The sequence below is a fragment of the Pseudomonas sp. PvP027 genome, from assembly GCF_017833005.1.
Taxonomy (GTDB): Bacteria; Pseudomonadota; Gammaproteobacteria; order Pseudomonadales; family Pseudomonadaceae; genus Aquipseudomonas; species Aquipseudomonas congelans.
This window is the reverse complement of sequence record NZ_JAFIBK010000001.1, coordinates 2,387,734-2,399,900: the sequence shown is the minus strand read 5'-3', so window position 1 is coordinate 2,399,900 and position 12,167 is coordinate 2,387,734. Positions and strand designations below refer to the sequence as shown.

Below are 12,167 nucleotides of genomic sequence, written 5' to 3'. Positions count from 1 at the left end.
GAGAGGATCGTCATGAAGTTAGCCATAGTTACGGCCTGCCCGAACGGCAAGGTCAGCAGCGTACTCAGCGCACGATTGCTCGAAGCGGCGGCCCTGCGCCAGGGCTGGGAAACCAGCGTCGAAATCATCGACCCCAACAAGGCCGATCAGCAGTTGTCCGCCCAGGACATCGAAGCCGCCGACCTTGTCCTGGTAGTCAATACCGGTCCTGTGGACTTGAGCCGCTTTGTCGGCAAACGCCTGTTTCAGGATTCGCCTGCGCATGCCTTGCAGGATGTCGACAGTTTTCTGCAGCGCGCCGAGCGAGACGCGCAGGTGCATGCAGCGACTGAAGCGGCGGTGCCTCAGGCTAGCGATGGCACGGGCGCGCAACCGCGCATCGTTGCGATCACCGCTTGTCCGACCGGTGTCGCGCACACGTTCATGGCTGCCGAAGCGATCCAGCAGGCTGCCAAGCGTCTGAATTACGACCTGCAAGTCGAAACCCAGGGCTCGGTAGGCGCGCGCAACCCGCTCAGCGCCAAGGCCATCGCCGATGCCGACGTGGTGCTGCTGGCGGCGGATATCGAGGTCAACACCGACCGCTTTGCCGGCAAGAAGATCTACCGTTGCGGCACCGGGATAGCGCTCAAGCAGTCCGAAGCAACCCTGAAAAAAGCCTTGGCGGAAGGCCAGGTGGAATCCGACGAGGCCGCCGCCAAGTCACCTGCCAGACAGGAGAAGGCGGGCGTCTACAAGCACCTGCTGACCGGCGTGTCGTTCATGTTGCCGATGGTCGTGGCGGGCGGGCTGTTGATCGCTCTTTCCTTCGTGTTCGGTATCACTGCGTTCAAGGAGCCGGGCACGCTGGCTGCGGCCCTGATGCAGATCGGTGGGGAAGCGGCGTTCAAACTGATGGTGCCGTTGCTGGCCGGTTACATCGCCTACTCGATTGCCGACCGTCCGGGGCTGGCACCCGGCATGATCGGTGGTCTGCTGGCGAGTACGCTGGGTGCCGGGTTCATTGGCGGTATCGTCGCAGGCTTCCTCGCCGGTTACAGCGCTGCCGCGATCAACCGCTACGCACGTCTGCCTGCCAGCGTCGAAGCGCTCAAGCCGATTCTGATCATCCCGCTGCTGTCGAGCCTGTTCACCGGTCTGGTGATGATCTACGTGGTCGGCAAGCCGGTTGCCGGGATGCTCGAAGCGCTGACGCACTTCCTCGACAGCATGGGCACCACCAACGCGATCCTGTTGGGTGTGGTGCTGGGCGCAATGATGTGCGTCGACCTCGGTGGGCCGATCAACAAGGCCTCCTATGCGTTCTCGGTCGGTTTGCTGGCGTCTCAGAGCTATGCGCCGATGGCCACCGCCATGGCTGCCGGTATGGTGCCACCCATCGGTATGGGCATCGCCACGATCCTGGCTCGCCGCAAGTTCGCCCAGAGCGAGCGTGAAGCAGGCAAGGCGGCGTTCGTGCTGGGGCTGTGCTTCATCTCGGAAGGTGCTATTCCCTTCGCTGCCAAGGACCCGTTGCGGGTGATTCCGGCCAGTGTCGTGGGTGGTGCGCTGACCGGTGCGTTGTCGATGTACTTCGGCTGCAAGCTGATGGCACCGCATGGCGGCCTGTTCGTGATGCTGATCCCCAACGCGATCAACCATGCGCTGCTTTATCTGGTGGCGATCATCGCCGGCAGTGTGCTGACCGGTGTGATCTACGCGCTGATCAAGCGTCCGGAGCCTGCTGACATGGAAGTGGCTGCCGCAGCCGCCTGATGATGCAAGGCGCGGGCTGACCCGCGCCTTCTGCCTGCCCTAGCGCTCCAGCGCCAGGGCAACCCCCTGACCACCACCGATGCACAGCGTGGCCAGACCCTTCTTCACATCGCGCCTGATCATCTCGTGCAGCAGTGTCACCAGCACGCGGCAGCCCGACGCGCCAATCGGGTGGCCAAGGGCGATAGCGCCACCATTCACGTTGAGCTTTTGCGGATCCAGCCCCAGCTCCTTGCCGACCGACAGGGACTGTGCGGCAAAGGCTTCGTTGGCTTCGATCAGGTCCAGTTCGGCCAGCGACCAGCCAGCCTTGTCCAGGCAGCGACGTGTGGCACTGACCGGTCCGATGCCCATGATCGCCGGGTCGACACCGGCGTTGGCATACGCGGCAATGCGCGCCAGCACCGGCAAGCCCAATTGCTCGGCCTTGGCGGCGCTCATCAGCATCATGGCGGCAGCCCCGTCGTTCAGCGACGAAGCATTGCCGGCGGTGACCGTGCCGTCCTTTTTGAAGGCGGGCTTGAGCTTGGCCAGGGTCTCGGCGGTGGTGCCGGCGCGGGGCTGCTCGTCTGTTGCAAACGACAGCGGATCACCCTTGCGCTGCGGGATCAGGATCGGGGTGATCTCATCGACGAAACGTCCGGCTTCAATCGCAGCCATCGCCTTTTGCTGAGACAACGCGGCGAACTGATCCTGGGCCTCACGGCCGATGTCGTACTGCTGCGCGAGGTTCTCGGCGGTGATGCCCATGTGGTAATCGTTGAACGCATCCCACAGACCGTCGGTGATCATCGTATCCACCATGCTGGCGTGGCCCATGCGCAATCCGGTGCGTGCGCCCGGCAGCACATAGTTGGACAGACTCATGTTTTCCTGGCCACCGGCGATGATGATCTCGGCGTCGCCGCAGCGGATCGCCTGAGTCGCCAGGTGCAGCGCCTTGAGGCCAGAGCCGCAGACCTTGTTGAGGGTCATGGCCGGTACCGAGAAGGGCAGGCCGGCCTTGATGGCTGCCTGCCGCGCGGGGTTCTGACCAGCGCCTGCGGTCAGCACCTGACCCATGATGACTTCATCGACCTGCGCGCCGTCTATGCCGGTGCGGGCAAGCAGTTGACGAATGACCGCTGCGCCGAGGTCGACTGCGGATACAGTGGCCAGTGAGCCCTGAAAACTGCCCACGGCGGTACGGGTGGCGGCGACGATAACGACGTCGTGCATGGTGCTGATCCTCATTGTTATTGAGCGCTCATGGTGGCACAGATAGGCGGGCAGGTTCCAACCGTGAACCGCTCGGTCACGGTTTGCCGAAAACCTTCATGTCTCGTTCAAACGTCCATGCGGCGTCTGGCACGTTGCGCCGATCCGTCGCGCACCGCCCAGCGCAGAATGGGCGCGGTGCTGTTGACGCCCAGACGGATTATCCGACGTGTGACGGGGCTTTGCGTGACGTCGAGCATTTCGCTGGCCCAGTCCGGCAGCAGATCGATACCGGCGCGCATCATCAGCACGCCAAACGGCTTGGCCAGCCAGTTGGGTGCCGGCGTATCGATCAGCAGGCGCATTACTTCGCGGCTGCGCTGGTCACAGACCAGTTGACCACGAATGTCTGCCAGATAGTCAGCAATGGCCTGACGGGAGCGCGGCACGTTGCGGGCGCCGAGTCGCTCGGCAACCAGCGCTGTTTCAGCGTAGTACGCGTCCTGATCGGCGAGCGGCATGTCCGGGTTGAGGTAGCGCATATGCGCTGCGAGAAAGCTGCTGACTTCGGCTACATGCACCCAGGTCAGCAAATCCGGATCGCTGGCGGAGTATGGCCGGCCATCGGGCGCAGTGCCGACGATGTTCAGGTGAATGTTGCGAACCTTGTCGATCAGCCAGTTGGCATCTCGCGTGGAGCCGTAGGTGGTACCGGACAGAAACTGCCCGGTACGCCGCAGGCGGCCAAGCATGTCCTGACGAAAGTTGGAGTGATCCCAGATGCCCGCCAGTGCCAACGGGTGCAACGCCTGGAGCATCAATGCGCTGATACCGCCGACCAGCATGCTGGTGAAATCGCCATGCACCTTCCAGCACACTGCCTGGGGACCAAACAGGCCTGGGTCGCCCTTGGGGCTTGCCAGATCCAGTTGACCCAGCGCCAGGCCGGTAAGGCTGATGACCTGGTTTTCGATGCGGGTACGGATGAATTCCATGTCGTGCTCGTGCATCGGGGAGTGAAGTACGGCAAAGAGGCTTTTGTGGTAACCGACCGGGCGACCCTTCGCTTGCTTGCGAAAGGGCCGGTACATCCACTAAAGATGTATCACCTGAAATAAAGCTTTCGCGAACAAGTTCGCTCCCACAAGGAGAGCGTACATCCGCTGAAGATGTACAGGGCTTCTGCCCGCAGGGCGTGGGAGCGAACTTGTTCGCGAAAGGGCCCTGTGCAGCCGCAGAAGTTTCTGTGCCTGACATAACGCCTTCGCGAACAAGGCGGATCGCCGCCCCGGTCGCTCCTACGAAAGCATCGTTCCCCTACTCATCAATACATCTGCATAACGCTGAGCGCAGAGCGTGGGAACGATATTCACGAACGGGACAAATCAGCCGCGGTGACGGCCGCGGAAGTAATTGATCAGGCCTTGGGTCGAGGCATCGTCAGCCGGCTCTTCGGTGCCGCCGGTCAGACGCTGGTACACCGCCTTGCCCATTTCCTTGCCCAGCTCCACACCCCATTGGTCAAAGGCGTTGGTGCCCCAGATCACGCTCTGCACGAACACCTTGTGTTCATACATGGCCACCAGCGCGCCAAGACGACGCGGGCTGATGCGCTCGACCACCAGCGTATTGCTAGGACGGTTGCCGGGGATGACCTTGTGCGGCGCCAGCTTCTGCACCTCTTTCTCGTCCATACCCTTCTCGCGCAGTTCGGCTTCGGCTTCTGCGCGGGTCTTGCCCATCATCAGCGCCTGGCTCTGCGATAGGCAGTTGGCGTATAGCCACTGGTGATGGTCGGAAACCGGGTTGAAGCTGACGATCGGCACAATGAAGTCGGCCGGAATCATCTGCGTGCCCTGGTGCAGCAACTGGTGGTAGGCGTGCTGACCATTGGCACCCACGCCGCCCCAGATCACCGGCCCGGTGTCGGTCGAGGTCGGCGTACCATCCTGACGGACGCTCTTGCCGTTGGATTCCATGTCCAGTTGTTGCAAGTGCTTGGTGATGTTGCGCAGGTAGTGGTCGTACGGCAGGATCGCGTGGCTTTGTGCGTTCCAGAAATTGCCGTACCAGACGCCCAGCAAGCCCAGTAATACCGGCATGTTCTGTTCGAAAGGCGCGCTCTGGAAATGCTGGTCCATGGTGTAGGCACCGGACAGCAGTTCCTTGAAGTTGGACATGCCGATGGCCAGCGCGATAGGCAGACCGATGGCCGACCACAGCGAATAGCGACCGCCGACCCAGTCCCACATCGGGAAGATGTTTTCTTCACGAATGCCGAATGCCACGGCCGCCGCGTTGTTGCTGGACACAGCGATGAAGTGGCGATGCAGTTCGACTTCCGAGCCGCCCTGCGCCAGATACCACGCACGTGCAGCCTGTGCGTTTTTCAGGGTTTCCAGCGTGTTGAAGGATTTCGACGAAACGATGAACAGCGTGGTCTCGGCACGAATCTTCATCGACAGCTCATGGAACTCGCTGCCGTCGATGTTGGCCAGGTAATGGCAGCGGACACCTTTGTGCGCGTAGGCCACCAGCGCTTCGGAAACCAGCTCCGGGCCGAGGAACGAGCCACCGATACCGATGTTGACCACGTCGGTGATCGGCTTTTCGGTGTAACCGCGCCACAGGCCGTCATGGATGCGGCCGACCAGTTCGGTCATTTGATTGAGTACGCGGTGTACGTCCGGCATCACATCGACGCCGTTGACTTTCAACTTGTCGCCTACCGGGCGGCGCAGAGCGGTGTGCAGGGCAGGGCGGCCTTCGGATGAGTTGACCAGCTCGCCGTCATACTGAGCCTTGATCGCGTCCTTGAGGCCCACTTCGCCAGCCAGGCTGACCAGCAGGTCGCGGGTTTCGGTGGTAATCAGGTTTTTGGAGTAATCGAGAAACAGGCCAGCGCTGCTGAGAGTGAATTGGCTGAAGCGCTGCGGGTCGGTGTTGAACGCTTCGCGCATGCTGAAGTTCTGCATGGCCTGGCGGTGTTTGTTCAACGCTTGCCAGGCGGGCAGAGCGGTCACATCGGAAGGAGTGCGGTAGTACGCCATCGCTGCGGGTTTCCTTTAACTGGTTCTGTCTTTGGATATTCTTGGAGCGAGGTCGCAAGCTTTCTCACAGGCTACACATCGCAGACTACCCTTCGCGTACCTGTTTGTCTGCGCCTCGCCTTACATGACCCCGGTACTTTTTCGCACACAGGCAACCGGGGCTTTGTCTCGAATACTGCCGGTTGCGGTTCAGGCAACCTGTACCGGTATGGCATTACCGGTGTGTCTTAGTTCATTGCCTGCGCACATCCTGTCAGCTTCTGGTCAGGTGCAGGTTGTCGATCAAGCGGGTTGTGCCCAGAAATGCCGCGGCGAGGATGACCAGGTCGCGATTTTCGGCAGTCGTCGGGCGCAGGCTGGTGGCGTCGCGTATCTCCAGATAATCGATGCGAAAACCAGCGTTCTCCAGTTGCTGTTTCTTGCTTGCCAGCAGCGTGTCGAAATCCTGCTCGCCGGCACTTATTGCGTCGGCGGTCTGGCGGATCGCCTGATACAACGCGGGTGCTGCGGCGCGCTGATCGTCGCTCAGATAGCCGTTGCGCGAGGACAGCGCCAGCCCGTCGTCGGCACGTACCGTCGGTTCGCCGATGATCTGGATCGGCATGTTCAGATCACGGACCATGGCCCGGATCACGGCCAGTTGCTGGAAGTCTTTTTCCCCGAAGATGGCCAGGTCAGGCTGCACCATGTTGAACAGCTTACTGACCACGGTCGCGACACCTTCGAAATGGCCGGGACGACTGGCGCCACACAGGCCTTGCGACAGGTGCGGCACGCTGACCAGCGTCTGGTCGGCCATGCCGTGCGGGTACATTTCTTCGACGCCTGGGGTGAATAGCAGGTTGCAACCGGCCTGCAGGAGCTTTTCCTGATCGGCAGCCAGCGTGCGAGGGTAGGTGGCCAGGTCTTCGTTGGGGCCGAACTGCAGCGGATTGACGAAGATGGTGGCGACCACGAAGTCGGCACGCTGCGCCGCCTTGGTGACCAGCGCGGCGTGGCCGCTGTGCAGGTTGCCCATCGTCGGGGTCAGCGCGATCCGCTTGCCTTCGCTGCGTGCCCGCGCAACAGCGGCGCGCAGGTCCTGTACGGTTTTTACTGTGTTCATGCCGAGAATCCGTGTTCAGTGGCCGGAAAGCTGACGTCTTTGACCGCGGCCACGTAGGCCCGGATAGCCGACTGGATATCGGGCTGACCGGTCATGAAGTTTTTCACGAACTTGGGCACGCGCCCGGTGATGGACAGGCCGAGCATGTCATGCAGCACCAGTACCTGACCGTCGGTGGCGCTGCCTGCGCCAATGCCGATGACCGGGATCTTCACCGCATGGGTTATTTCCTCGGCCAGTTCGCTGGGCACGCACTCCAGCAGGATCATTGCTGCGCCCGCCTGTTCCAGCGCAATTGCATCGGCACGCATCTGACGCGCCTGCGCCTCCAGCCGACCCTGAACCTTGTAACCGCCCAGCACGTTGACTGCCTGCGGCGTCAGACCCATGTGCGCACACACCGGAATGCCGCGCTCGGCCAGCAAACGGATCGACTCGCCCAGCCAGGCAGCACCTTCGACCTTGATCATGTGTGCGCCCGCCTGCATCAGCGTCGCGCTGTTGATCAGGGTCTGCTCCAGTGTGGCGTTGGCCATGAACGGCAGGTCGGCGAGAATCATTGCGCCCTGGTTGCCGCGTTTCACGCATGCAACGTGGTACGCCGTTTCAGTGGTGGTAACAGGCAGGGTGCTGTCGTGGCCCTGCAGGACCATGCCCAGCGAGTCGCCTATCAGCAGCACTTCGACACCCGCCTGGGAGGCCGTGTGGGCGAAGGTTGCGTCGTAGCAGGTGAGCATGGTGATTTTCTCACCCTTCTGCTTCATGGCCAGCAGCGACGTAACGGTTATGTTCGGCATGTAAAGTCCTCCATCAGGCGCTGTGAAGACGGGTGCTCAGCGCGTGAGAGTCATCCTGGAAAAGCAGGCACACCGTCGTGTCGCGGTGTTTTGCAAAGGCCTGTTTCGCGCCCGTTCGCCTGTGGTGTGGCGGCGGGAGGCCTATCTTCGTGAGGAGGGGGCGTGAAGTCAATTGAAGGTGTTACCTGTGCGTCGGACCGGTTACACCGGTGCGCTGACAGACAGGCTTCATGCCTCGGCGGGCAGACGCTCGAGACCTGTGAACGGGCATTCATCGAGCAAACGATTCAGTGGGCGCCCATCGGCCAGCGTGAGGCCCGGCGCCAGCTCTGCCAGCGGGTACAGCACGAATGGCCTGGCCTGCATGTGGTAATGCGGCACTTTGAGGCGTGGCTCGTCGATCAGACGGTCGCCGAACAACAGGATATCGAGGTCCAGCGTGCGCGGCCCCCAGCGTTCGTGGCGTTCGCGGCCCTGGTCCAGTTCGATGGCCTGTAGCGCATCAAGCAGTGTCAGAGGCGCCAGAGCGGTGTCGATTGCGGCGACGGCATTGGTGAAGCGCGGTTGGCCGGGTAGTAGCGAGTCGCTGATATAGAAGGACGACACGCCGCTCAAGTGGCAATCGGGTAACTGTGCGATGGCCTTGAGGGCGCTGCGCAATTGCTCGGCCGGGTCAGCCAGGTTGCTGCCCAGACCGACGTATACGCGTTCAGTGGCCAACAGCGGTTCATTCACCGCTTTGCGCCTCGCCCGTGGTGCGCTTGCGTTTGGCACCGCTGTTACGACGACGCTTGCGCGGGGCAGTGCCCGCCGCCTCGGGCTTGTTGCTCAGGTCGCGAATCATGTCGCGGCGCTCGCTGTCGTTGCAGTCCTGGTAGTCGGTCCACCACTGGCCCAGACCATCGGTCTGTTCGCCCGCCGTTTCACGCAACAGCAGGAAGTCGTAGCCTGCGCGGAACCGCGAGTTGTCGAGCAGCAGGTCGGCGCGTTTGCCCGAACGGCGCGGCAGGCGCTCCTGCATGTCCCAGATCTCGCGGATCGGCAGCGTGAAACGCTTGGGGATCGCGATGCGCTGGCATTGTTCGATGATCAGTTCGTGAGCGGCTTCCTGCATGGCTGCGATCGGCGGCATGCCACGTTCCTGGGCACGCAGCACCTTGGCGGGCAGCGCAGGCCAGAGCAGGGCAGCGAACAGGAACGCCGGCGTGACCGGTTTGTTCTGCTTGATGCGCAGGTCTGTATTGATCAGCGCATTGCTGATCAGCGTGTGGGTGTAGGTCGGGTTGTATTCCAGGGCCTTGGAGCTGGCCGGGAACAACGGTTCGAACAGTTCCAGATCCACCAGCATTTCAAAGGTGGGGGCGGCATGTCCGGAAAGGAACAGTTTCAGCACTTCCTCGAACAGGCGTGCCGATGGAATGTCACGCAGCATCGGCGCCAGTGCGCGGATCGGTTGAGCGCTGTGCTTCTCGATGCCGAAGTCCAGCTTGGCCGCGAAACGCACGGCACGCAGCATGCGTACCGGGTCTTCTTTATAACGCTGTTCCGGATCGCCGATCAGGCGGATCAGGCGATTGCGGATGTCATGCACGCCGTTGGCGTAATCCAGAACGCGCTCGCTGACCGGGTCGTAGTAAAGCGCGTTGATCGTGAAGTCGCGACGCTGGGCGTCTTCTTCAAGCGTGCCGTATACGTTGTCACGCAGGATGCGTCCGCTTTCATTGCGCGAGGACTGGTTGCTGTCCTCTTCTTCATCATCCTGGGGATGATTGGCGCGGAACGTCGCCACTTCGATGATTTCGCGACCGAAATGGATGTGCACCAGCTTGAACCGGCGGCCGATGATCCGCGCGTTGCGGAACTCGGCACGCACCTGTTCGGGCGTGGCGCTGGTGGCGACGTCGAAGTCCTTGGGCGTGATGTTGAGCATCATGTCGCGTACGCAGCCACCGACCAGATAGGCCTGGTAGCCGGCATTCTGCAGGCGCTCGACGATATTCACGGCATAGCGGCTGAACTGACTGCGTTGCAGCGAGTGTTGGCTGCTGTTGAGCACTTCAGGCGTGGTGCGCGTATGTTGCTGCGGTTTGCGCAGTGGGGAACGAAATGACTGGAACAACTTCTTCAGCATGGGATGCACTGTTTGAAGGAATATTCGGCCAAAAACGTGGAATGACCGCATGATGGGCGGGGATTCTAGCATTTAGTCGAGTGATGGTGTAGGAAGCTGTCGCTGAAGGACAAACGATGACGCGGATAAAGGCGGGGAAGCTACTGGGGGAGCCGAAGCTCCCCCAAAGTGTGTGCTCTTTATTATTGTTTTCTGCCTGGGCTTCTTGTTTTTGTTGAGTGCCCATTCACGAGACTTGCGTCTGTGAAACCTCCCAGTCGGGAGTCAAGAGCAAACGGATTGCTTTGGTCGCTGCGTTGCAATGATCATTCGATCCAACCAGTTCAGGCGCTACCTAAGGGTAGTTTTTGTTGTTCTCGGCCTGGTTGCGGGGCAAGCCCCAAATACAACTCCTCTCCAAAAGAATCAGTTAGCTGCGCCTCCGCCGTGTTGTTCTTGTTATGCGTGAGTCGATTCGTATTGTTTTTATTGTAGGTGTCGTACTGCTTGTTGTTCTTCTTGTACTAAGGATATAGCAGAAGCTGTGCCAACTTTTACCAAGCCCCGTAAACCGGGCCTTTGCGGGCATCAGACGGTTTTTGCTCACAAAAAAAAGCCGGGCCTGCGTTACCGTAAGACCCGGCTTTTGTTACGTGAAGCGCTTGAGGTAACAGTTTGTCCCCGCCCTGCGCACCGCGTGCCAGAGCCTTGGGCTGGTTTTATGTCTCGCTGGCGACGCCCTTGCGTCGCGGGATGCCCAGACGCTGACGGCGTTCCCACAGACATTTGCGACTGACGCCCAGTTTGCGCGCCAGCTCGGTTTCAGTCATGTGGTCCTGATGTTCCAGAACGAAGTGCTGAAAATAGTCTTCGAGGGACAGGTCTTCGGCAGGCTCGTTGCCCGACGAGCCGGAAGAGCCCGGCAACGGCGCCATGCCCATATACTCGTCGTCATCCAGACCGTCGAGTTCGATGTCGATACCCAACAGGTCAGCGGTGATTTCCGGGTTCTCGCACAGAATCACCGAGCGCTCCACAGCGTTTTCCAGCTCGCGTACGTTACCCGGCCAGCTGTAATGACGGATCGCCTGTTCGGCGTCGTGTGCAAATGTGAGGTCGTCGCGCCCGACCTTGCTGCTCTGGCGGACCAGAAACGCACGGGCGATTTCCAGGATGTCGCTGCCCCGTTCCCGCAGCGCGGGGAGTTTCAGGGCGATGACGTGCAGGCGATAGAACAGGTCTTCACGAAACTCGCCATTTTTGGCCAGCGTTTTCAGGTCGCGGTGGGTCGCGGCAATCAGGCGCACATCGACCTTTTGCGATTGCACCGAACCGACGCGACGAATCTCGCCTTCCTGCAATACGCGCAGCAGTCGAGCCTGGGCTTCCAGCGGCAGTTCACCGATTTCATCGAGAAACAGCGTGCCACCGTCAGCGGCCTCGACCAGCCCTGCGCGGCCTGCGCTGGCCCCGGTGAACGCGCCTTTCTCGTGACCGAACAGTTCGGACTCGATCAGCGATTCGGGAATGGCCGCACAGTTGACGGAAATCATCGGCGCCTTGGCACGGCGTGAGAGGTTGTGCAGGGCGCGGGCGACCAGTTCCTTGCCGGTGCCCGATTCCCCTTGAATCAGGACGTTTGAATCAGTCGGGGCGACTTTGCGGATCTTGCTGTAGAGATCCAGCATGGGTGGGCATGAGCCGATGATGCCGATCTCGCCGTTATGGTTCTGAGACGGGCCTTTTTCAGCGCTGCTGGTTTTGGCAGTGGTGCTGCGTTCGTCCTGAAGGTGCTTGACCGTTTGCCGATCACGCAGGATCCGCGAGACTGCCTGCAGCATTTCATCGTGATCGAAGGGTTTGGCGATGTAATCCACCGCGCCCATCTTCATCGAATCGACTGCCGAACGCAGGCTCGCGTAACTGGTCATGATCAGCACCGGTTTGCCTTCGCCAAGCTTGATCAGCTCGGTGCCGGGTGCGCCGGGCAGGCGCAGGTCGCTGACGATCAGATCGAACGACGGGATGCTGAAGCGTTCCTGAGCCTCTTGAACGGAGCCTGCTTCACTGACTTCATACTGGTTGCGTTCAAGCAGGCGACGCAGGGCTGAGCGGATAATCGTTTCGTCTTCGACGATCAAAATATGCGGCAT

At 61.0% G+C, this 12,167-nt stretch carries 9 protein-coding genes; 1 reads left to right on the top strand and 8 read right to left on the bottom strand.

Annotated features, from left to right (window positions below; translation table 11 throughout):
- Window positions 1-12 precede the first annotated feature (12 nt).
- Window positions 13-1,755, top strand: a complete 1,743-nt coding sequence (locus tag JOE33_RS10030; protein WP_187625658.1) for a PTS fructose-like transporter subunit IIB — start codon at window positions 13-15, stop codon at window positions 1,753-1,755.
- Between the two features lie 39 nt (window positions 1,756-1,794).
- On the opposite strand, the gene JOE33_RS10025 is transcribed toward JOE33_RS10030, so the two are convergent.
- The 8 genes from JOE33_RS10025 to JOE33_RS09990 form a co-directional block, all read right to left on the bottom strand.
- Entirely contained in the window at window positions 1,795-2,973 is a 1,179-nt protein-coding gene (locus tag JOE33_RS10025) for an acetyl-CoA C-acetyltransferase (RefSeq protein ID WP_187625659.1), read from the bottom strand.
- Window positions 2,974-3,080: 107 nt separating this feature from the next.
- A complete protein-coding gene (locus tag JOE33_RS10020) occupies window positions 3,081-3,947 on the bottom strand; it encodes an oxygenase MpaB family protein (RefSeq protein WP_187625660.1) in 867 nt (288 codons plus the stop codon).
- A gap of 390 nt (window positions 3,948-4,337) precedes the next feature.
- Window positions 4,338-6,002, bottom strand: a complete 1,665-nt coding sequence (pgi, locus tag JOE33_RS10015) for a glucose-6-phosphate isomerase (protein ID WP_096124960.1) — start codon at window positions 6,000-6,002, stop codon at window positions 4,338-4,340.
- Between the two features lie 253 nt (window positions 6,003-6,255).
- The gene (panC, locus tag JOE33_RS10010; RefSeq protein ID WP_096103555.1) at window positions 6,256-7,107 is read right to left on the bottom strand and encodes a pantoate--beta-alanine ligase; all 852 of its coding nucleotides are present in this window, start codon (window positions 7,105-7,107) and stop codon (window positions 6,256-6,258) included.
- Window positions 7,104-7,904, bottom strand: a complete 801-nt coding sequence (panB, locus tag JOE33_RS10005) for a 3-methyl-2-oxobutanoate hydroxymethyltransferase (protein WP_032613674.1) — start codon at window positions 7,902-7,904, stop codon at window positions 7,104-7,106. Before panB ends, panC begins: the two co-directional genes overlap by 4 nt.
- A gap of 228 nt (window positions 7,905-8,132) precedes the next feature.
- A complete protein-coding gene (gene folK, locus JOE33_RS10000; RefSeq protein ID WP_032613675.1) occupies window positions 8,133-8,639 on the bottom strand; it encodes a 2-amino-4-hydroxy-6-hydroxymethyldihydropteridine diphosphokinase in 507 nt (168 codons plus the stop codon).
- On the bottom strand, window positions 8,632-10,035 hold the full coding sequence (locus tag JOE33_RS09995) for a polynucleotide adenylyltransferase PcnB (protein WP_003345072.1): 1,404 nt from the start codon (window positions 10,033-10,035) through the stop codon (window positions 8,632-8,634). The genes folK and JOE33_RS09995 overlap by 8 nt, the downstream gene beginning before the upstream one ends.
- A 698-nt stretch (window positions 10,036-10,733) precedes the next feature.
- Window positions 10,734-12,167, bottom strand: a complete 1,434-nt coding sequence (locus JOE33_RS09990) for a sigma-54 dependent transcriptional regulator (protein ID WP_010428596.1) — start codon at window positions 12,165-12,167, stop codon at window positions 10,734-10,736.